At 59.9% G+C, this 19,880-nt stretch carries 21 protein-coding genes and 1 tRNA gene; 15 read left to right on the top strand and 7 right to left on the bottom strand.

What is annotated here, in order from left to right; genetic code table 11:
* The first annotated feature begins 13 nt into the window (after nucleotides 1–13).
* The 7 genes from phrB to JQF37_RS16680 all read left to right on the top strand — a co-directional run bounded on the left by phrB (nucleotide 14) and on the right by JQF37_RS16680 (nucleotide 6,334).
* A complete protein-coding gene (gene phrB, locus JQF37_RS16650) occupies nucleotides 14–1,459 on the top strand; it encodes a deoxyribodipyrimidine photo-lyase (protein ID WP_130208297.1) in 1,446 nt (481 codons plus the stop codon).
* Complete coding sequence (locus JQF37_RS16655) at nucleotides 1,452–1,874, top strand: nuclear transport factor 2 family protein (protein WP_130208299.1); 423 nt, start codon at nucleotides 1,452–1,454, stop codon at nucleotides 1,872–1,874. The genes phrB and JQF37_RS16655 overlap by 8 nt, the downstream gene beginning before the upstream one ends.
* Nucleotides 1,871–2,653, top strand: a complete 783-nt coding sequence (locus JQF37_RS16660; protein WP_130208301.1) for an SDR family NAD(P)-dependent oxidoreductase — start codon at nucleotides 1,871–1,873, stop codon at nucleotides 2,651–2,653. Before JQF37_RS16655 ends, JQF37_RS16660 begins: the two co-directional genes overlap by 4 nt.
* Nucleotides 2,650–3,897, top strand: a complete 1,248-nt coding sequence (locus JQF37_RS16665) for an FAD-dependent oxidoreductase (protein ID WP_204149696.1) — start codon at nucleotides 2,650–2,652, stop codon at nucleotides 3,895–3,897. The genes JQF37_RS16660 and JQF37_RS16665 overlap by 4 nt, the downstream gene beginning before the upstream one ends.
* Complete coding sequence (locus JQF37_RS16670) at nucleotides 3,894–4,709, top strand: DUF1365 domain-containing protein (RefSeq protein WP_204149697.1); 816 nt, start codon at nucleotides 3,894–3,896, stop codon at nucleotides 4,707–4,709. Before JQF37_RS16665 ends, JQF37_RS16670 begins: the two co-directional genes overlap by 4 nt.
* Nucleotides 4,696–5,967, top strand: coding sequence for a cyclopropane-fatty-acyl-phospholipid synthase family protein (locus tag JQF37_RS16675; RefSeq protein ID WP_130208307.1), 1,272 nt, complete (start codon nucleotides 4,696–4,698; stop codon nucleotides 5,965–5,967). Before JQF37_RS16670 ends, JQF37_RS16675 begins: the two co-directional genes overlap by 14 nt.
* 61 nt (nucleotides 5,968–6,028) lie before the next feature.
* Nucleotides 6,029–6,334, top strand: a complete 306-nt coding sequence (locus JQF37_RS16680; RefSeq protein ID WP_007981864.1) for a YkgJ family cysteine cluster protein — start codon at nucleotides 6,029–6,031, stop codon at nucleotides 6,332–6,334.
* Between the two features lie 70 nt (nucleotides 6,335–6,404).
* On the opposite strand, the gene JQF37_RS16685 is transcribed toward JQF37_RS16680, so the two are convergent.
* From JQF37_RS16685 to hemA, 6 genes are all read right to left on the bottom strand, one after another.
* Nucleotides 6,405–6,923: an acyloxyacyl hydrolase gene (locus JQF37_RS16685; protein ID WP_130208309.1), complete on the bottom strand. Its 519-nt coding sequence runs from the start codon at nucleotides 6,921–6,923 to the stop codon at nucleotides 6,405–6,407.
* 119 nt (nucleotides 6,924–7,042) lie between these two features.
* Nucleotides 7,043–7,834, bottom strand: a complete 792-nt coding sequence (murI, locus tag JQF37_RS16690) for a glutamate racemase (RefSeq protein ID WP_130208311.1) — start codon at nucleotides 7,832–7,834, stop codon at nucleotides 7,043–7,045.
* Complete coding sequence (locus JQF37_RS16695) at nucleotides 7,827–8,582, bottom strand: molybdopterin-synthase adenylyltransferase MoeB (protein WP_130208313.1); 756 nt, start codon at nucleotides 8,580–8,582, stop codon at nucleotides 7,827–7,829. Before JQF37_RS16695 ends, murI begins: the two co-directional genes overlap by 8 nt.
* Nucleotides 8,576–9,406: a peptide chain release factor N(5)-glutamine methyltransferase gene (gene prmC, locus JQF37_RS16700; RefSeq protein WP_130208315.1), complete on the bottom strand. Its 831-nt coding sequence runs from the start codon at nucleotides 9,404–9,406 to the stop codon at nucleotides 8,576–8,578. The genes JQF37_RS16695 and prmC overlap by 7 nt, the downstream gene beginning before the upstream one ends.
* Entirely contained in the window at nucleotides 9,407–10,489 is a 1,083-nt protein-coding gene (gene prfA / locus JQF37_RS16705) for a peptide chain release factor 1 (protein ID WP_047533169.1), read from the bottom strand.
* Entirely contained in the window at nucleotides 10,486–11,775 is a 1,290-nt protein-coding gene (hemA, locus tag JQF37_RS16710) for a glutamyl-tRNA reductase (RefSeq protein ID WP_130208317.1), read from the bottom strand. The genes prfA and hemA overlap by 4 nt, the downstream gene beginning before the upstream one ends.
* 214 nt (nucleotides 11,776–11,989) lie before the next feature.
* On the opposite strand from hemA, the gene JQF37_RS16715 reads away from it, so the two are divergent.
* The 8 genes from JQF37_RS16715 (at nucleotide 11,990) to ychF (ending at nucleotide 18,909) form a co-directional block, all read left to right on the top strand.
* Nucleotides 11,990–13,714, top strand: a complete 1,725-nt coding sequence (locus JQF37_RS16715) for a tetratricopeptide repeat protein (RefSeq protein WP_130208319.1) — start codon at nucleotides 11,990–11,992, stop codon at nucleotides 13,712–13,714.
* A 4-nt stretch (nucleotides 13,715–13,718) separates the two neighbouring features.
* A complete protein-coding gene (gene lolB / locus JQF37_RS16720) occupies nucleotides 13,719–14,336 on the top strand; it encodes a lipoprotein insertase outer membrane protein LolB (RefSeq protein WP_047533176.1) in 618 nt (205 codons plus the stop codon).
* Between the two features lies 1 nt (nucleotide 14,337).
* Complete coding sequence (ispE, locus tag JQF37_RS16725; protein ID WP_130208321.1) at nucleotides 14,338–15,189, top strand: 4-(cytidine 5'-diphospho)-2-C-methyl-D-erythritol kinase; 852 nt, start codon at nucleotides 14,338–14,340, stop codon at nucleotides 15,187–15,189.
* A gap of 36 nt (nucleotides 15,190–15,225) precedes the next feature.
* Nucleotides 15,226–15,300, top strand: a tRNA-Gln gene (locus JQF37_RS16730).
* 46 nt (nucleotides 15,301–15,346) lie between these two features.
* Entirely contained in the window at nucleotides 15,347–16,288 is a 942-nt protein-coding gene (locus JQF37_RS16735; protein WP_003171603.1) for a ribose-phosphate pyrophosphokinase, read from the top strand.
* 141 nt (nucleotides 16,289–16,429) lie between these two features.
* Nucleotides 16,430–17,032, top strand: a complete 603-nt coding sequence (locus tag JQF37_RS16740) for a 50S ribosomal protein L25/general stress protein Ctc (RefSeq protein ID WP_130208323.1) — start codon at nucleotides 16,430–16,432, stop codon at nucleotides 17,030–17,032.
* Between the two features lie 168 nt (nucleotides 17,033–17,200).
* Nucleotides 17,201–17,785 carry an aminoacyl-tRNA hydrolase gene (gene pth, locus JQF37_RS16745; RefSeq protein ID WP_130208325.1) on the top strand — a complete coding sequence of 195 codons (585 nt, stop codon included), beginning with the start codon at nucleotides 17,201–17,203 and terminating at the stop codon, nucleotides 17,783–17,785.
* Nucleotides 17,786–17,808: 23 nt separating this feature from the next.
* Complete coding sequence (ychF, locus tag JQF37_RS16750) at nucleotides 17,809–18,909, top strand: redox-regulated ATPase YchF (RefSeq protein WP_130208326.1); 1,101 nt, start codon at nucleotides 17,809–17,811, stop codon at nucleotides 18,907–18,909.
* A gap of 121 nt (nucleotides 18,910–19,030) precedes the next feature.
* Here ychF and JQF37_RS16755 read toward each other — a convergent pair whose 3' ends face one another.
* On the bottom strand, nucleotides 19,031–19,807 hold the full coding sequence (locus JQF37_RS16755; protein WP_130208328.1) for a DNA-binding transcriptional regulator: 777 nt from the start codon (nucleotides 19,805–19,807) through the stop codon (nucleotides 19,031–19,033).
* Between the last annotated feature and the right edge of the window lie 73 nt (nucleotides 19,808–19,880).

A 19,880-nucleotide genomic window follows, 5' to 3' on the forward strand; every position in this document is an offset into this window, starting at 1 on the left:
TGCGGGCACTCCCATGCAATTGATCTGGCTGCGCAGTGACTTGCGCGTGAACGACAACACCGCCCTCTCGGCCGCCGCTGCGGTTGGCCCCTGCGTGGCGGTGTATCTGCCGAGCCCGGAGCAATGGCTGGAACACGATGACGCGCCGTGCAAAGTCGACTTCTGGTTACGTAACCTGAAGACGTTGAGCCAGGCGTTGGGCGAACTGAACATTCCACTGCTGATCCGCAACGCCCCGCGCTGGGACGATGCACCCCAGGTGCTACTGGACCTGTGCCGGCAGTTGAACGTCGACGCCGTGCACTTCAACGAAGAGTACGGCCTGCATGAAACCCGCCGCGATGCCGCAGTCGCCGATCGGCTCAAGGCCCAAGGCATCGACGCCCGCAGTTACCTGGATCAACTGCTGTTCAAGCCCGGTAGCGTGCTGACCAAGACCGGGAGCTACTTCCAGGTCTTCAGCCAATTCCGCAAGGTGTGCTACGAACGCCTGCATCGATCATTGCCCCGCCTGGTCAGCGCGCCAATGGCCCAAGCGCCGCTGAACATCATCAGCGACGCGATCCCTGCACAGATCCAGGGTTTCGATACACCCGGCGAACGCCTGCGCGCACTCTGGCCGGCCGGCGAAGTCGAAGCCCGCCGCCGCCTCGACACCTTCGCCGACGCCCAGATCGACTACTACCAGAGCGAGCGTGATTTCCCGGCAAAACCCGGCACCAGCCAACTCTCGGCGTACCTCGCCGCCGGGGTGATTTCGCCTCGCCAGTGCCTGCACGCGGCACTGCAAAGCAATCAGGGCGAATTCGAAAGCGGCAAGGTCGGCGCTGTCACCTGGATCAATGAGCTGCTGTGGCGCGAGTTTTATAAACATATTCTGGTGGGCTACCCACGGGTCTCCCGTCATCGCGCCTTCCGCCCGGAAACCGAAGCCCTGGCCTGGCGCGACGCCCCAGAAGAACTGGCGGCCTGGCAAGAAGCGCGTACCGGCGTGCCAATCATCGACGCGGCCATGCGCCAATTGCTGGAAACCGGCTGGATGCACAACCGCTTGCGCATGGTGGTGGCGATGTTCCTGACCAAGAACCTGTTGATCGACTGGCGCGAGGGCGAACGTTTTTTCATGCGTCACCTGATCGATGGTGACCTGGCCGCCAACAACGGCGGCTGGCAATGGAGCTCATCGACCGGCACTGACTCGGCACCCTACTTCCGGATTTTCAACCCGCTGAGCCAGTCGGAAAAATTCGACGCCGAAGGCGTGTTCATCAAGCACTGGTTGCCGGAACTGGCCGGGCTGAACAAAAAGGAAGTGCACAACCCGGCGAAACTCGGCGCTTTGTTCGGCGTGGCGGATTATCCGCCCCCGATCGTCGACCTGAACGCGTCCCGTGCTCGCGCCCTGGCGGCATTCAAGAACCTGCCGTCGCGCCAGAACGCCGGAGGTCACGATGAGTAGCTTCCTGCGCCAGTTCGCCCAGCGGTTTGCGCAATTGGATAAAGACAATCTGCAACGCCTCGGCGAGTTGTACACCGACGACGTTCGCTTCACCGATCCGCTGCACGAAGTGCAGGGTCTCGGGCAACTGCGCGGCTACTTCGCCGAGCTTTACGCCAACGTCAGCGAGCTGCGCTTCGACTTTCATGGTTTCGACCAGATCGCTGAAGGCGAAGGCTATTTGCGCTGGATCATGAGTTATCGCCATCCGCGCCTGGCGGGTGGCCGGCTGATCCGGGTCGACGGTTGTTCGCACCTGCGCTGGCGCGACAAGGTTTATTGCCACCGGGATTACTTCGATGCCGGGGCACTGCTTTATGAACATCTACCGGTATTGGGCCGGGCGATAGCCTGGCTGAAAAGGAGAATGGGATGAGCATTACACCTCCACGAAGATACTGGCTGACCGGCGCCAGCAGCGGTATTGGCGCCGCGTTGGCCGAAGAAATCCTCAAGACCGGCGCCCACCTGGCGGTCAGCTCACGCTCGATGGCCCCGTTGAAAGTCTTGTCCCAACGTTATCCAGGACAAGTGCTGGTGGTGGCAGGAGACCTGACCAACAGCCAGACCGTGCGTGAAATCGGCGAACAGATTGCCGAGGACTGGGGCTCGCTGGATACGGTGATCCTCAACGCCGGCACCTGCGAGTACGTGGATGCCCGGCAGTTCGATGCCTCGATCATCGAACATGTGGTGCGCACCAACCTGCTTGCCAGCAGCTATTGCATCGAAGCCGCGCTGCCACTGTTGCGGGCAGGCACTGCACCGCACCTGGTGGGCGTGGCCAGTTCCGTGACCTACCTGCCGTTGCCCAGGGCCGAAGCCTACGGCGCCTCAAAGGCCGGGATGCGTTATTTGTTCGAATCGCTGCGTATCGATCTGGCACCGGAAGGCATCGAAGTCACCGTGGTCAGCCCCGGATTCGTCGACACCCCCCTGACCGCAAAAAACGATTTCCCCATGCCCCTCAGCTGGCCGGCGGATAAAGCCGCGCGGCACATCTTCGCCAAACTCAAGGATCGACCGCTGGAAATCGCGTTTCCAGGGTTGTTCATGGCCGTCCTCTGGCCCTTGTCGAAGTTGCCCGGCCGGATGAAGTTGGCGATCGGCAAACGCATGGTTCGCAGCAATCCACCGATCAAGGACGAGCCGTGAACATTGCCATTATCGGCAGCGGTATCTCGGGGCTGACCTGTGCGTATCTACTCAATCGCCGTCACGAGATCACCCTGTTCGAGGCCAGCGACTGGATCGGCGGCCACACCCACACGGTGGACGTGACCGTCGATGGTCACCGCTATGCCGTGGACACCGGTTTCATCGTGTTCAATGACTGGACCTATCCGAATTTCATTCGTCTGCTGGGCCAGATCGGCGTGGGCTTCAAGCCCACCGAAATGAGCTTCTCGGTCACCGACCCCGACAGCGGCCTGGAATACAACGGCAACAACCTCAACAGCCTGTTCGCCCAGCGCCGCAACCTGCTATCGCCGGGGTTCTGGGGCATGCTGCGGGATATCCTGCGCTTCAACAAACAAGCCCTGCGTGACCTGGAAGAACAGCGGATCAAGCCCGACACCACGCTGGACGACTACTTGAAAGCCGGCGGCTACGGCGAGCGTTTCATCCTGCACTACATCGTGCCGATGGGCTCGGCGATCTGGTCGATGCCCATGGCTGACATGCTGGCCTTCCCGCTGCACTCGTTCGTCAGGTTTTTCAAGAATCACGGCTTGTTGTCCGTGAGCAATCGCCCGCAATGGCAGGTCATCGAAGGCGGTTCAAGCGCTTACATCGCGCCGTTGACCGCCAGCTTCCGCGAGAAAATCCGCCTCAACTGCCCAGTGACACGGGTCGAACGCGATGCAGAGGGTGTCGTTATCCACAGTCACACCGGGAGCGAGCGCTTTGACAAGGTGGTGTTCGCCTGCGACAGCGATCAGGCCCTGCAACTGTTGGCAGCGCCCAGCGAAGCCGAACAATCGATCCTCGGCGCTCTGCCCTACGCCGACAATGAGGTGGTGTTGCACACCGACACGCGCCTGCTTCCACAGCGAAAACTCGCCTGGGCCAGCTGGAACTTTCGTCTCGGCGGCGCTGGCCATACACGTGCCGCCGTCACCTACGACATGAACATCCTGCAAGGCATCCAGAGCGACACGACGTTCTGCGTCAGCCTCAACCAGAGCGCCGCCATCAACCCGTTCAAAGTGCTCGCCAAATACACCTACGCCCACCCGCAATACAGCCTGGCGGCGGTGGCGGCCCAGTCGCGCCGGGGAGAACTGGACGGGCAGCAGCACACCTGGTACTGCGGCGCGTACTGGGCCAACGGTTTCCATGAAGACGGCGTGGTCAGCGCCCTGCATGTGGCCCGCGCCTTTGGAGAAACCCTGTGAACAGCGCCCTTTACAGCGGCTGGATCGCCCATCGGCGCTTTGCCCCCCGGCACCACGCCTTCCGCTATCGGATCGGCCTGCTGTACCTGGACCTCGATGAACAGGACGCGGTGCTCGGCCTGTCACGACTGGCGGGGGCCAGCAGCTTTGCGCCGTTTTCATTTCGTGAACGCGATTACCTCAAGGCGTACACCGGCAACGGCATGCGCCTGATCGACGCCGTGCGCCAACTGGTCAGCGAAGCCATCGGCCATGTGCCGCAAGGCTCGATCTGCCTGCTAACCCAACCGCGCAGTTGGGGCTTGTCGTTCAATCCGGTGAGTTTTTTCTATTGCCATGAAGCCGATGGGCAACTGGCGGCAATCGTCTGCGAAGTCAGCAACACGCCGTGGCGCGAGCGTTATCACTACGTGTTGCCTGCCAGGGCACCGCAGGACCTGTCGGATTTCCATCAACACTTTGCCGTGCCCAAGGCTTTTCACGTGTCGCCATTCCTGCCGCGCGATATCCAGTACCGCATGAGCTTCAGCCCGGTGGCCAAACGAATTGGCGTGCACTTGGCCGACTGGCAGGGCGAAGAAAAACTGTTCGACGCCACGCTCACGCTCGAACGCGAACCCCTCGATCGCGCCAGCCTGCACCGTTACTTGCGGCGCTTTCCATGGATGACCGCGAAAACGGCCCTGGCCATCTATTGGCAAGCCCTGCGCCTGTTGCTCAAGCGCGTGCCGTTGTTTACCCACCAGACGGCCGACGGCCACGTTCAGATCGCCACCACCCTGCCCAAGGATCGCCACCATGAAAGCCTCTAGCGTCTCGGCCAAAGCCAACTTGTTCAACACCCAGGGCCTGACCGGATCGCTGCTGCGTCGCGGCGTGCTTCGGCAATTGACGCAACTCAAACACGGACAACTGGTGCTGATCGAAGACGGCGTACGCCATGTGTTCGGCAGTGCCAGCCATGAATTGCTGGGGGAGATCCATATCCTCGATGCCGCAGCCTGGGGACTGGTGGCGAGCAACGGTTCGATTGGCGCGGGCGAAGCGTTCATCCAGGGCTACTGGAGTTCGCCGGACCTGACCTCGGTGGTCCGGGTGTTCGTCAGTAACCTTGAAGTACTCGATGGCCTCGAAGGCGGCCTGGCGAAACTCGGTCGGCCACTGATCCAGGCCCTGCACTGGCTCAATCGCAATACCCGCAAGGGCTCGCAGAAAAACATCGCCGCCCACTACGACCTGGGTAATGACCTGTTTGAGCAGTTTCTCGACCCGACGATGATGTATTCGGCGGCGCAGTTTTTGACCGATGAGGACAGCCTTGAACAGGCGCAGTTGAACAAACTGCAGCGGATTTGCCAGAAGCTGGCCCTCAAGCCAACGGATCACTTGCTGGAGATCGGCACCGGCTGGGGCAGCATGGCGCTGTACGCGGCCCAACATTACGGCTGCAAAGTCACCACCACCACACTGTCCAAAGAGCAATATGCCTTCACCGCACAACGCATCGATGCCCTCGGACTGCAAGACCAGGTCACGTTGCTGCTCAAGGACTACCGCGACCTCACCGGCCAATACGACAAACTGGTGTCGATCGAGATGATCGAGGCCGTCGGCCATCGCTTCCTGCCGACCTACTTCAAGCAGTGCGCTCACCTGCTCAAGAGCAACGGTCTGATGCTGTTGCAAGCCATCACCATCCGCGAGCAGCGCTATGAACAGGCCAAGAACAGCGTCGATTTCATTCAACGCTACATCTTCCCCGGCGGCGCCTTGCCCTGTGTGCAGAAGATGCTGGAGATCGTGAGTCGCGACACCGACATGAACCTGCTGCACATGGAGGACTTCGGACTGCACTACGCCCGGACCCTGCGCTTGTGGCGTGAGAATTTTCGCCGCGCCCAGGGTCGCTTGAGTGAGCTGGGTTACGACGACTATTTCCTGCGACTGTGGGAGTTTTACCTGTGCTACTGCGAAGGCGGCTTTATGGAGCGCACCATCGGCACCGCGCAACTGCTGCTGGCCAAGCCTTCGGCAATCACGGCGCCGCTGTTGGGTCGCTTCGACGCTTGATGACTGAGCGTCCCGTCTGAGTGTTCACACAGCAGCGGGTGACTGCCTTACACTGCGCGCCATGAAAACCATACCTCACACGCAAATCGCCGAACCGGCCGTCACGTGCTCGACCTGCGCAGCCTGCTGTTGCCAGCTCGAAGTCATGCTGATCACCGACACAGGCGTGCCCGAGCGGTTTATCGATACCGATGACTGGGGTGGGGAAGTCATGCTGCGCCTGGACGACGGCTGGTGCGCCGCGCTGGATCGCAACACGATGATGTGCACCATCTACGAAAAGCGCCCGCTGATTTGCCGGGAATTCGAGATGGGCGCGCCGGAATGCATCGATGAGCGCCAGGGCATTTCCACGGCGTATCGCTGAATGTGCCACCCCCTGTGGGAGCTAGCTGGCTCCCAAAGGGGGCCACCGCAAATTGTCCAGGCCGTGATCGTTACAATGGCATCGTATAGTGCAACGCGTAACTCTCTGCGCCGTCGTTAGGGGTGGTCATGCCCGCATTGGAATAGTGCGTAGCCCGAACTCCAACTTCATGTCCGCCGGCAAAACGCAGACCGAAACCGAAGCGATCTTCGAACTGGAAGACACTGCCCAAGTGATTGTCTTCGACCTGGGTATTGGTGAAAAACGCCACGCCTACCCCCAGTTCCACGTAAGGTTTGACGCTCTGGCCGGCAAACTCGTAAACGAACACTGGCGAGAACGAAAGACTATTGTTGCTGGCACTCTTGTTGCCTTCCCAATAGGTGTAGGCGCCGCTCCAGTAACCTGTCAGGCGGCCAACATCGCTCTGCCACCAACTCTTGTCCCAATCGAACTGCATCCCCAATCGATAAGTCATGGTCGAGTCGCTGGTCTGGCCGATCCCGAATTCCACACCTGCCGCTTGTGCGGTGAAACTGTGCCCCATCAGTGCGGCCGCAATCGCGGCCAAGCAGAATAGTCGCTTCATTAGAAACTTCCTTTTCCGAACGATTACGTTTGGTTTTTTTGTTGCTCGACACTCACAGCTATAGAAGTCGGCGATTTATCAGAAGTTCACCCCAATTATTCGCTTGCCCCACAACCTTCTTACTCGTTGAAGCTTTGCACAACGCCAACGGTATTCCACAGTATCGGCAAAATATTTGCGAAGTGCAGGGGATCGGCACTGGTCCAGAATTGCGCCTCACGAGCAGGGCCTTGAGCGAGCAAATTGCGCTCGGCCAGCAGACGCTGAAGTTGGCGCGCAACAGCGGCGCCGGTGTCGATCAAGCTGATGTCATCGGGGATCATCTGCTTGAGCATCGGCTTGAGGAAAGGGTAATGGGTGCAGCCCAGGATGATGGTGTCGGCACCTTCGGCAAGCAGGGGCTCGACGTAACCGGCCAACAACTGACGCAGTGCGGGACTGTGCAGATCACCCTTTTCAATCAGCTCCACCAGCCCGGGGCAAGGCTGGGTGATCACGCGCACATCCGTGGCGAAACGATCGAGCAATGCCGCGAACTTGGCACTCTGCAATGTACCGGTCGTGGCCAGCACGCCGACCACGCCACTGCGGGTCGCGGCAGCCGCCGGCTTGACCGCCGGCTCCATGCCGACGATAGGCCATTGCGGATAATCGCGTCGCAGGTCGGCAACGCCCGCGACGGTGGCAGTGTTGCAGGCCAGTACCAGGGCCTTGGCGCCCTGCCGTTGAAAGAAACCGGCCATGACGCTGCAACGCTGCCGGATGAATTCCGGGGTTTTCTCGCCGTAGGGAATATTGCCGCAATCGGCGACGTACAGCAGTGACTCGTTGGGCAACAAACGCTGGATCTCGGCCAGCACCGACAGCCCACCGACGCCGGAGTCGAACACGCCAATCGGCGCTTCACGCATGCTTTGGCCCACAAACGCTGCAACCCGGGTCCCGCTTGACTCGCAATTCACGAAAGCGTGAGCCCAAGGCATCGATCAACAACAGGCGTCCCACCAGTGGCTCGCCGAAACCTGCCAGCAGCTTCAGCGCTTCAAGGGCTTGCAGGCTGCCGACCAGGCCCACCAGCGGACCGACCACCCCGGCCTCGCTGCAGGTCAATTCCGCCTCGCTGCCGTGTCCGTATAAGCAGTGGTAGCACGGACTCTCCGCACGACGCGGGTCGAACACCGACAACTGCCCTTCAAGGCGAATCGCCGCGCCACTGACCAGCGGTTTTGCGGCGGCCACGCAAGCGGCATTGACCGCTTCACGGGTGGAGAAATTGTCCGAACAGTCGAGGACCAGGTCCACACCTGCCACGGCAGCCGCCAGGGAATCTTCATCCAGCGCCGTGCGGTGGGCGATCAGTTGAACCTCGGGATTGATTGCCGTCAGGCGCTTGATCGCCGAATCGACCTTGCTCATGCCAACACTGTCGGTGTCATGAATGATCTGGCGTTGCAGGTTGGTCAGGTCGACTGTATCGAAGTCCGCCAGATGCAACTCGCCGACACCCGCCGCGGCCAGATACAACGCCACCGGCGCACCCAGCCCACCGAGGCCGACAATCAGCACGCGGCTTTCTTTCAAGCGCAACTGGCCGTCGATATCGATGTGGTGCAACAGAATTTGCCGGCTGTAGCGCAGCAATTCCTGATCATTCAGCATGGCAGGCGCCCCAGACTGATGCGTTGATGACCGCCCAGATCGGTGCGGCTGTGGACGTCTTCAAAGCCACGGGTCAGCAGCAGATCACGCACCGCCTCGGCCTGGTCGTAACCGTGTTCAAGCATCAGCCAGCCACCGGCCTCCAGATGCTCCGGCGCCTGGGCGACGATCAAGCGCAGATCGTCGAGCCCGTCGACACCGGCCACCAGGGCACTGGCCGGCTCGAAGCGCACATCGCCTTCCACCAGGTGCGGATCGGCTGCCGCGATGTAGGGCGGATTGCTGATGATCAACTGAAAACGCTGACCTTCCAGAGCGCTGAACCAATGACTGCTCAACACTGTGGCGTTGTTCAGGTTCAGACGCTGACGATTGCGTTCGGCCAGGGCCACCGCTTCAAGCACACGATCGACGGCGGTGACCTTCCACGCCGGACGCTCACTGGCCAGGGCCAGGGCGATGGCACCGCTGCCGGTGCCAAGGTCGAGGACTTTGCACGGTGTGGCCGGCAACAGTTCGAGCGCGGCCTCCACCAACAACTCGGTGTCCGGACGCGGGATCAGCGTGTGCGGCGCCACTTCCAGGTCGAGCTTCCAGAAACCCTGCTGACCCAGAATGTAGGCCACCGGCTCACCGCTGCGGCGGCGCTGCAGGTATTCGGCGAACGTCAGCGCCGCTTCGCTCGGAACGATACGTTCCGGCCAGGTGTGCAGAAAACTGCGGGACTTGCCCAACGCCGCCGCCAGCAACAATTCGGCATCCAGACGCGCCGTGGGCGAGTCGGGCAGATCGGCGGCGCGTAACAAACTGGCGATGATCGTCATTTACTCACCTATCGCCGCCAGTTGATCGGCCTGATATTCGGCCAGCAACGGCTCGATCACCGCATCGACGCCGCCGGCGAGGATTTCGTCGAGGGAATACAGCGTCAGGTTGACCCGGTGGTCGGTGACCCGGCCCTGGGCGAAGTTGTAGGTGCGGATGCGTTCGGAGCGATCACCCGAGCCCACCAGCAATTTACGTTCGCTGGCAATGGCATTGGCGGCGGCACTGGTCTGCTGATCGTTGAGTTTGGCCGACAGCCAGGACATCGCCCGCGCACGGTTCTTGTGCTGGGAACGTTCTTCCTGGCACTCGACCACGATGCCCGACGGCAAGTGGGTGATGCGGATCGCCGAGTCGGTCTTGTTGACGTGCTGACCGCCGGCACCGGAGGAACGATAGGTGTCGATCCGCAGGTCCGCCGGGTTGATCTCGATCGCTTCCTGCTCATCCGGCTCGGGCAATACCGCCACTGTGCAGGCCGAGGTATGGATGCGCCCTTGGGATTCGGTGGCCGGAACCCGCTGCACGCGGTGCGCACCGGACTCGAATTTCAGCTTGCCGTAGACGTTGTCGCCTTCCACGCGGGCAATGACTTCTTTATAGCCGCCGTGCTCACCCTCGTTCTCGGAGAGGATTTCCACCCGCCAGCCGCGACGCTCGGCGTAACGCGAATACATGCGGAACAGGTCGCCGGAGAAAATCGCCGCCTCGTCACCGCCCGTACCCGCGCGGATTTCCAGAAACACGTTACGCCCGTCATTCGGGTCCTTGGGCAGCAGCATGCGTTGCAGGCTGGCTTCCAGTTCGACCAGGCGCTCCTTGGCTTCGCGGACTTCTTCCACGGCCATCTCGCGCATGTCCGGGTCGCTGTCCTTGAGCAATGCCTGGGCGCCTTCCAGGTCGCCCTGCACTTTGAGCAACTGTTTATAGGTCTCGACGATCGGCTCGACTTCCGCGTATTCCTTGGAATAGGTGCGGAATTTGTTCTGATCGGAAATGACCTCGCCATCGCCAAGCAAGGCGGTCAATTCCTCGAAACGGTCCTGGAGGATGTCCAGCTTATTGAGCAGTGACGCTTTCATTGCGGTTTCTTATCCGAAAAGCTTTCCGATGAGCCCTCACCGAGGGCAAAGAGTTCCTGGGCCATCGCCAGCGCATCGAGGCGACCTTCGGCAGAGAGCTTTTTCAACTGCACGCTCGGTGCGTGCATGAGTTTGTTGGTCAGGCCACGGGCCAGTTGCAGCAGCACATCTTCGGCACTGGCGCCGTTGGCCAGCAGGCGCTGGGCCTTTTGCAATTCTTCGTCGCGCAAGCGTTCGCTTTGTTGACGATAGGCCTTGAGCACGTCCACCGCCGCCAATTCGCGCAGGCGGACCATGAAATCTTCGGCACCGACCGACACCATCTCTTCAGCCGCTTGCGCAGCGCCTTGCCGGCTCTTGAGGTTCTCGGCGACCACCTCATGGAGATCGTCGACGCTATACAGGTAAACGTCGTCCAGCTCGCCGACTTCTGGCTCGATATCCCGCGGAACGGCAATATCCACCATGAAAATGGGTTTGTGCTTGCGCAGTTTCAGTGCGCTTTCCACGGCGCCCTTGCCGAGGATCGGCAATTGGCTGGCGGTGGAACTGATGACGATGTCGCTGCGCACCAGTTCCGCAGGAATGTCCGACAGCAGCACCGCATGGGCACCGAACTGCTCGGCCAGCAGGCTCGCCCGCTCCAGCGTGCGATTGGCGACCACGATTCGCTTTACGCCGAGGTCATGCAGATGGCGGGCGACCAGGGTGATGGTCTCGCCGGCGCCAATCAGCAAGGCCTGACTGCGTTGCAAGTCGCTGAAAATCTGTTTCGCCAGGCTGACTGCGGCGAACGCCACGGACACCGGGTTTTCACCAATGGCGGTGTCGGTGCGCACCTGCTTGGCGGCATTGAACGTGGCCTGGAACAGGCGTCCGAGCAACGGGCCGATGGTGCCGGCCTCCCGAGCCACGGCGTAGGCCGATTTCATCTGGCCAAGAATCTGCGGTTCGCCCAACACCAGCGAATCGAGCCCCGAGGCCACCCGCATCATGTGACGAACTGCCGCATCATCTTCGTGCACATAGGCGCTCGCGCGCAGTTCGTCGAGGCTCAAATGATGGTATTCGGCCAGCCAGCGCAGGACGATATCCGCCGACAGGTGATCCTGTTCTATATAGAGCTCACTGCGATTGCAGGTGGAGAGGATCGCAGCTTCGCGGCTGTCGGTGAGTCGGCAGAGCTGCTGCAAGGCCTCCACCAGCTGCTCAGGGGTAAAGGCCACGCGCTCGCGGACGTCTACTGAAGCAGTCTTATGGTTAATACCGAGTGCAAGGAAGGCCATTCAAAGTCGCTGATGGTGACGTGAAGCCGGCAATTGTCCTACTTCGACGGAATCAGAACAACTATTCGATATCTATCGCCATGGCAGGCGTCCACCACAACCGCGAATAGTTCTCGATTACGGTCGCTCACACGCGAAAATGCCAGGCCGGTTATGTTTGGCCCAAGGCTTGTGTCATGATGATCCGACCGCAGGTTAGTCGTCCTCTTCCTATATGAATAGATCCTCCGCGTTGCTCCTCGCTTTTGTCTTCCTCAGCGGCTGCCAGGCCTTGGCACCCGTATCGTCGGACAGTACGTCGCCGGCCGAAGACAGCACTCCGGCGCCTGAAAAGCCCAAGGTTTACAGCTCATTCAGCGAAGACACGGTCTTCAGCCTGCTGAGCGCCGAACTGGCTGGCCAGCGCAATCGTTTCGACATTGCCCTGGACAACTATGTGACCCAGGCCATCAATACCCAGGATCCGGGCATTTCCGAGCGGGCATTCCGTATCGCCGAGTACCTGGGCGCCGATCAGGCCGCCCTGGACACCGCACTGATCTGGGCCAGGAACGCCCCGGACGACCTCGAGGCGCAACGGGCCGCTGCCGTACAACTGGCCCGCGCCGGGCGCTACGACGACTCCATGGTCTATATGGAGAAAGTCCTGCAAGGCAAGGGCGACACCCACTTCGACTTCCTCGCCTTGTCCGCAGCCGACACCGACCAGGACACGCGCAACGGTTTGATGAAGAGTTTCGACCGTTTATTGCAGCGCCATCCGCACAACAGTCAGCTGATTTTCGGCAAGGCCTTGCTGATGCAACAGGACGGCGACGCCAAAGGTGCGCTGACCCTGCTTGAAGACAATCCGCCCGACGACGGCGAAATCGCCCCGATTCTGCTGCGCGCACGCCTGCTGCAAACCCTCGATCGCGGTGACGAGGCCTTGCCGCTGCTGCAAAAAAGCATCAAGAAATATCCGGACGACAAACGCCTGCGCCTGACTTATGCGCGCATGCTGGTTGAACAGGACCGGATGGATGACGCCAAAGCCGAGTTCTCGAGCCTGGTCCAGCAATACCCCGAAGACGACGAATTGCGTTACTCCCTGGCGCTGGTTTGCCTGGAAGCCAAGGCCTGGAACGAGGCCAAGGGCTATCTGGAAGACTTGATCGCCCGGGACAGCCATGTCGACTCGGCACACCTGAACCTCGGCCGGATCGCCGAAGAACGCAATGACCCGCAGGGCGCCTTGATCGAGTACGGCAAGGTGGGTCCGGGCAACGATTACCTGCCGGCACAATTGCGTCAGGCCGATATTCTGATGAACAACGGCAGGACCGCCGAAGCCCAATCCCGCCTGGCGACGGAACGCGACGAGCAACCGGACTACGTGATCCAGCTGTACCTGATCGAGGCGGAAACCCTGTCCGCCAACAAACAGGGCGACAAAGCCTGGAATGTGCTGGAAAAAGCCCTGCAGCAATACCCCGACGACCTGAACCTGCTTTACACCCGTGCCATGCTGGCGGAAAAGCGCAATGACCTGGCGCAGATGGAAAAAGACCTGCGACTGATCATCAAGCACGACCCGGACAATGCCATGGCGCTCAACGCCCTGGGCTACACCCTGTCCGACCGCACGACACGTTACGCCGAAGCCAAGGCCCTGATCGAACAGGCTCACCAGATCAATCCGGAAGACCCGGCGGTGCTCGACAGCCTCGGCTGGGTGAATTTCCGCATGGGCAACCTCGACGAAGCCGAACGCCTGCTGCGCCAGGCGCTGCAACGCTTCCCCGATCAGGAAGTCGCCGCACACCTGGGTGAAGTCCTGTGGGCCAATGGCAAACAGCGCGAAGCCAGGCAAATATGGGGCAAGTTCCTCAAGGAACAGCCTGACAGCCCAACTCTGCGCGGTACCATCAAGCGCCTGACCGGATCAGAGACTCTTTAAGATTATGTTTTTGCGCCACATCATCGTTTTCAGTTTCATCGCCCTGCTCGCCGGTTGCGCGGGCTTCGGTGCCCGCGAATCCGTCGAGGGCCACGGTAACCCCGCCCAATGGCGCGAGCACAAACAGCAGCTTGCCGCCCTGGATGGCTGGCAGATCGACGGCAAGATCGGCATTCGCGCGCCAAAGGATTCGGGTAGCGGCACGCTGTTCTGGCTGCAGCGCCAGGACTATTACGACATCCGCCTTTCCGGCCCCCTGGGTCGCGGTGCGGCACGCCTGACCGGACGGCCCGGCAAGGTCTCTCTGGAAGTTGCCAACCAGGGTCGCTATGAAGCGCCAAGCCCGGAAGTCCTGCTTGAAGAACAACTGGGCTGGAAATTGCCGGTGTCCAATCTGGCCTGGTGGGTCCGCGGGCTTCCGGCTCCGGACAGCAAGAGCCGCCTGACCCTGGATGGCGACAGCCGCCTGGCCAGCCTTGAACAAGATGGCTGGCAGGTCGAGTACACCGCCTACACCGAGCAAAACGGCTACTGGCTGCCCGAGCGCATCAAGCTGCACGGCACCGACCTCGATGTCACGCTGGTGATCAAGGCCTGGCAACCACGCAAGCTGGGGCAATGACATGCCTGCCAGTCGCCTGACCCTGCCCTCCCCGGCCAAGCTCAACCTGATGTTGCACATTCTCGGTCGCCGCGAAGACGGCTACCACGAGTTGCAGACGCTGTTTCAGTTTCTCGACTATGGCGATGAAATCACCTTCGCCGTGCGCGATGACGGCGTCATTCATTTGCACACCGAGTTCGAAGGTGTCCCCCATGACAGCAACCTGATCGTCAAAGCCGCGAAAAAACTTCAGGAGCAATCCGGTTGCTCGCTCGGCATTGATATCTGGATCGACAAAGTTTTGCCCATGGGCGGTGGAATCGGTGGCGGCAGTTCGAATGCCGCGACGACCTTGCTTGGCCTCAATCATCTCTGGCAATTGGGCTGGGATGAAGATCGGCTGGCCGCACTGGGCCTGACACTGGGCGCCGATGTCCCGGTTTTCGTGCGCGGCCACGCGGCTTTCGCCGAAGGCGTGGGGGAGAAACTGACCCCGGTAGACCCGGAAGAACCGTGGTATCTGGTGCTGGTGCCGCAAGTATCTGTAAGTACGGCAGAAATTTTTTCCGATCCGTTGTTGACACGTAACTCGCCGCCCATTAAAGTGCGCCCCGTTCCCAAGGGAAACAGTCGAAATGACTGCTTGCCGGTAGTAGCAAGGCGTTATCCAGAGGTACGTAACGCATTGAATTTGTTAGGTAATTTTACCGAAGCAAAACTCACCGGAACTGGAAGTTGTGTGTTTGGGGGCTTCCCAAGCAAAGCTGAAGCTGATAAAGTCTCGGCCCTTCTTACAGAGACCCTTACAGGGTTTGTAGCAAAAGGAAGCAACGTTTCGATGTTGCATCGCAAGCTGCAAAGTCTGCTCTAAAGGAATCGATTACTGGGTAATCGTTGCAACAGATACAGGGGCGTCGCCAAGCGGTAAGGCAGCAGGTTTTGATCCTGCCATGCGTTGGTTCGAATCCAGCCGCCCCTGCCATTTTCCTATACTCATCCAGGTTACCCTCAGCCTTCAGGTACTGCGCGTGTCCAAGATGATGGTCTTTACGGGGAACGCTAACCCCGATCTGGCTCGGCGTGTCGTACGTCAGCTGCATATCCCTCTCGGTGACATCTCTGTCGGTAAATTTTCCGACGGCGAAATTACAGCCGAGATCAATGAAAACGTCCGCGGTAAAGACGTCTTCATTATTCAGCCGACTTGCGCTCCGACCAACGATAACCTGATGGAACTGGTAGTGATGGCTGATGCCTTCCGCCGCTCCTCGGCTACTCGTATCACTGCTGTTATTCCTTACTTTGGTTATGCCCGTCAGGATCGCCGTCCGCGTTCCGCACGTGTGGCTATCAGCGCGAAAGTCGTCGCTGACATGCTTACCGTAGTCGGCATCGACCGTGTTCTCACGGTTGATCTGCATGCTGACCAAATCCAGGGTTTCTTCGATATTCCGGTAGATAACATCTACGGCTCCCCGGTTCTGGTGGATGACATTGAAGATCAGCGCTTCGAAAACCTGATGATCGTGTCCCCGGACATTGGTGGCGTCGTGCGTGCACGTGCCGTTGCCAAATCCCTGGGCGTGGATCTCGGGATCATCGACAAACGCCGTGAGAAAGCCAATCACTCTGAAGTGATGCATATCATCGGTGATGTCGAAGGGCGCACCTGTATTCTGGTCGATGACATGGTCGATACCGCCGGCACCCTGTGCCACGCGGCCAAGGCCCTGAAAGAGCATGGCGCTGCCAAGGTTTTCGCCTACTGCACGCACCCTGTGCTGTCGGGTCGGGCGATCGAAAACATTGAAAATTCCGTGCTGGACGAGCTGGTGGTGACCAACACCATTCCGCTGTCCGCTGCAGCACAAGCCTGTGCGCGTATCCGTCAACTGGATATCGCACCGGTAGTTGCCGAGGCGGTCCGCCGCATCAGCAATGAAGAATCGATCAGCGCGATGTTCCGCTAAGGGCCCTGCCCTTCTCGAACATCTCGTTGACGAAAAGCGCCCCGCCCCGGCATTCCTGTCGGGGCGGGGCTTTTTTGCCCATACCGCCTTTAGCGCTGGTCGCAAACGCTGGGGCGAATGTGGTTATTTTGGAGATACAACATGAACGATTTTACTCTGAATGCTGAAGTGCGTTCCGACCTGGGGAAAGGTGCGAGCCGCCGCCTGCGTCGTCTCGCAAGCCTGGTTCCAGCTGTAGTTTACGGTGGCGAAAAAGCCCCTGAATCCATCAGCATGCTGGCTAAAGAAGTTGCCAAACTGCTCGAAAACGAAGCGGCTTACAGCCACATCATCGAGCTGAACGTTGGTGGCACCAAGCAAAACGTAATCATCAAGGCTCTGCAGCGTCACCCGGCCAAAGGCCACGTGATGCACGCTGACTTCGTACGCGTAGTGGCCGGCCAGAAGCTGACTGCTGTCGTTCCAGTGCACTTCATCAACGAAGCTGCCCCGGTGAAGAAAGGCGGCGAGATTTCGCACGTTGTTGCTGAAATCGAAGTGACCTGCCTGCCAAAAGACCTGCCTGAATTCATCGAAGTTGACCTGGCTAACGCCGAAGTCGGCTCGATCATTCACCTGTCCGACATCAGCGCTCCTAAAGGCGTTGAGTTCGTTGCTCTGGCTCACGGTAACGACCTGGCTGTTGCCAACGTTCACGCTCCACGTGTTGCTCCAGAAGCTACCGAAGAAGGCGCAGCAGAGTAATTTCACTCTGTTCGCCGGAGTGACGGAAACATCGCGGACTGGAACGTAGCGAGAAAGCGGGCGAGAACGCGGAGTTTACATAATGGTAAATGAGCAACTTTCGTCCACTTTCGCCGCTCTCTCCGATTGCGGCGATGTTATCCACCACTCCTGGGAAGGGCCCCTATCGTGACTGCCATTAAACTGATCGTTGGCTTGGGAAATCCAGGTGCAGAATACGAACAGACCCGGCATAACGCAGGGGCCCTTTTTGTTGAGCGCATCGCGAACGCACAAGGCATAAACCTTGTAGCCGATCGCAAATATTTCGGCCTGACCGGGCGCTATACGCACCTGGGTCAGGATGTTCGTCTGCTGATCCCCACCACCTACATGAACCGCAGCGGCCAGGCCGTAGCGGCACTCGCCGGATTCTTCCGCATCAAGCCCGAAGAGATCCTGGTGGCGCACGACGAACTCGACCTGCCTCCGGGCGTCGCCAAGCTCAAACAGGGCGGCGGCCATGGCGGTCACAACGGGTTGCGCGACATCATTGCGCAACTGGGCAATCAGAATACCTTTCACCGCTTGCGGCTTGGCATTGGCCACCCGGGCGTTGCCAGTATGGTTTCAAATTTCGTCCTGGGTCGTGCGCCACGCGCCGAACAGGAAAAACTCGATGCCAGCATCGACTTTGCCCTCGGCGTGCTGCCGGATATCCTCGCCGGTGAATGGAACCGCGCGATGAAAAACCTGCACAGCCAGAAGGCCTGACTCTAACTCCTCGGGGAAACACCATGGGATTCAATTGCGGCATCGTCGGCCTGCCTAACGTCGGCAAGTCCACCCTGTTCAACGCCCTGACCAAATCCGGTATCGCGGCCGAGAACTTCCCCTTCTGCACCATCGAGCCCAACAGCGGAATCGTGCCGATGCCGGACCCGCGCCTCGATGCCCTGGCCGCCATCGTCAATCCAAAGCGCGTCCTGCCGACCACCATGGAATTCGTCGACATCGCTGGCCTGGTGGCCGGCGCGTCGAAAGGTGAAGGCCTGGGCAACAAATTCCTGGCCAACATCCGCGAAACCGATGCGATCGCCCACGTAGTCCGCTGCTTCGAAGACGAGAACGTGATTCACGTTTCCAACAGCGTCGACCCGAAACGCGACATCGAAATCATCGACCTGGAACTGATCTTCGCCGACCTCGACAGCTGCGAGAAGCAACTGCAGAAAGTCGCGCGCAACGCCAAGGGCGGTGACAAGGACGCCGTGGTCCAGAAAGGCCTGCTGGAGCAATTGATCGCTCACTTCACCCTGGGCAAGCCTGCGCGCAGCCTGATGAAGAACATGAGCGCCGACGAAAAGGCGATGATCAAGGGCTTCCACCTGCTGACCACCAAACCGGTCATGTACATCGCCAACGTCGCTGAAGACGGTTTCGAAAACAACCCGCACCTGGACGTGGTGAAAGCCATTGCCGAAGAAGAAGGCGCCATGGTTGTACCGGTCTGCAACAAGATCGAAGCGGAAATCGCCGAACTTGAAGACGGTGAAGAGAAAGACATGTTCCTCGAAGCCCTGGGCCTCGAAGAGCCAGGCCTGAACCGCGTGATCCGCGCTGGCTACGAGATGCTGCACCTGCAGACCTACTTCACCGCCGGTGTCGAAGAAGTCCGCGCCTGGACCGTCCGCGTCGGTGCCACCGCTCCGCAAGCGGCTGGCGTGATCCACACCGACTTCGAAAAAGGCTTCATCCGTGCCGAAGTCATCGCCTACAACGACTTCATCCAGTACAAGGGTGAAGCCGGTGCCAAGGAAGCCGGTAAATGGCGCCTGGAAGGCAAGGACTACATCGTCAAGGACGGCGACGTGATGCACTTCCGCTTCAACGTGTAATGGGTGCCGTGGATATCCACGGAACTCGATAGACGAAAAATCCCCGTAATCACTCGCTGATACGGGGATTTTTGCGTCTTGCGAGGGCTGAATCGCGCAGCACCGCAGAGCGCCGCCCACACTACGCCAATTGCGCCCTGATCTTTTGCACCACGCCTTGCATCGCCGGCAGATACCGGCGGGCGGCTTCCTCAACCGACATCGCCTTGGCGATGTACACCAGGTTCAGGCAACCCATCACCCGCTCCTCGTGCTCAACCGGAATCGCGATGGCAGCAATTTTGCGCTCCTGGCCCCAGTGGGAATTGTTTTCTCCATAGCCCTTGCCGAGAGTGTGCTCCACCAACCGGTCGACAAAGCCGCGATCCGCCGCCAGCGCCGACTGTTCATCTTCGCGGCTGATCATCAACTCAATCAGCTCTTCGCGCTCAGCCGCGGGGCAGAACGCAAAGTACGCACGCCCAGTGGCCGTCATGAGCAACGGTAAGCGCCGACCGACCATGGAGCGGTGGAATGACAGGCGACTGAATCGATGAGTGGTCTCGCGAATCACCATGGCGTCGCCATCCAGCGTGCACAGGTCGGTTGGCCAGACAACTTGTTGCAGCAGCTCGCCAAGCAGCGGCGCGGCAATCGAAGAAATCCATTGCTCGTCGCGAAATCCCTCGCTCAGCTCGCGGACTTTCAACGTCAGGCGATAGCTGTCATCTGACTCACTGCGTCGCACGTAACCCTCGGTTTGCAAGGTCTCCAGCAATCGACGAACCGTGGTGCGATGTAGCCCGCTTTGCTCGGCCAACTGCGCCGTAGTGGCCCCGCCATCGAAACGATTCAAGCCATTGATCAGGGCCAAACCGCGCATTAGCCCACGAACGGCCTTGTATTCTGTTTCGCTCATGGAGGCTCCATTTTTTCTATAAATCAAGCTTGTGCACCTGGTGCACACTAGCAAGGGTTTTCGTTGTCCACCA

Origin of the sequence: Pseudomonas sp. MIL9, assembly GCF_016887925.1 — a bacterium.
Classification (GTDB): Bacteria; Pseudomonadota; Gammaproteobacteria; order Pseudomonadales; family Pseudomonadaceae; genus Aquipseudomonas; species Aquipseudomonas mohnii.

What these genes read in the sequence shown, in the direction of transcription:
- ychF (WP_130208326.1), top strand. Translation starts at nt 17,809, where the DNA reads ATGGGATTCAATTGCGGCATCGTCGGCCTGCCTAACGTCGGCAAGTCC.
- JQF37_RS16740 (WP_130208323.1), top strand. Translation starts at nt 16,430, where the DNA reads ATGAACGATTTTACTCTGAATGCTGAAGTGCGTTCCGACCTGGGGAAA.
- murI (WP_130208311.1), bottom strand. Translation starts at nt 7,834, where the DNA reads ATGCGTGAAGCGCCGATTGGCGTGTTCGACTCCGGCGTCGGTGGGCTG.
- lolB (WP_047533176.1), top strand. Translation starts at nt 13,719, where the DNA reads ATGTTTTTGCGCCACATCATCGTTTTCAGTTTCATCGCCCTGCTCGCC.
- JQF37_RS16695 (WP_130208313.1), bottom strand. Translation starts at nt 8,582, where the DNA reads ATGCTGAATGATCAGGAATTGCTGCGCTACAGCCGGCAAATTCTGTTG.
- JQF37_RS16655 (WP_130208299.1), top strand. Translation starts at nt 1,452, where the DNA reads ATGAGTAGCTTCCTGCGCCAGTTCGCCCAGCGGTTTGCGCAATTGGAT.
- prmC (WP_130208315.1), bottom strand. Translation starts at nt 9,406, where the DNA reads ATGACGATCATCGCCAGTTTGTTACGCGCCGCCGATCTGCCCGACTCG.
- JQF37_RS16660 (WP_130208301.1), top strand. Translation starts at nt 1,871, where the DNA reads ATGAGCATTACACCTCCACGAAGATACTGGCTGACCGGCGCCAGCAGC.
- prfA (WP_047533169.1), bottom strand. Translation starts at nt 10,489, where the DNA reads ATGAAAGCGTCACTGCTCAATAAGCTGGACATCCTCCAGGACCGTTTC.
- JQF37_RS16680 (WP_007981864.1), top strand. Translation starts at nt 6,029, where the DNA reads ATGAAAACCATACCTCACACGCAAATCGCCGAACCGGCCGTCACGTGC.
- phrB (WP_130208297.1), top strand. Translation starts at nt 14, where the DNA reads ATGCAATTGATCTGGCTGCGCAGTGACTTGCGCGTGAACGACAACACC.
- JQF37_RS16755 (WP_130208328.1), bottom strand. Translation starts at nt 19,807, where the DNA reads ATGAGCGAAACAGAATACAAGGCCGTTCGTGGGCTAATGCGCGGTTTG.
- JQF37_RS16675 (WP_130208307.1), top strand. Translation starts at nt 4,696, where the DNA reads ATGAAAGCCTCTAGCGTCTCGGCCAAAGCCAACTTGTTCAACACCCAG.
- JQF37_RS16715 (WP_130208319.1), top strand. Translation starts at nt 11,990, where the DNA reads ATGAATAGATCCTCCGCGTTGCTCCTCGCTTTTGTCTTCCTCAGCGGC.
- JQF37_RS16685 (WP_130208309.1), bottom strand. Translation starts at nt 6,923, where the DNA reads ATGAAGCGACTATTCTGCTTGGCCGCGATTGCGGCCGCACTGATGGGG.
- hemA (WP_130208317.1), bottom strand. Translation starts at nt 11,775, where the DNA reads ATGGCCTTCCTTGCACTCGGTATTAACCATAAGACTGCTTCAGTAGAC.
- ispE (WP_130208321.1), top strand. Translation starts at nt 14,338, where the DNA reads ATGCCTGCCAGTCGCCTGACCCTGCCCTCCCCGGCCAAGCTCAACCTG.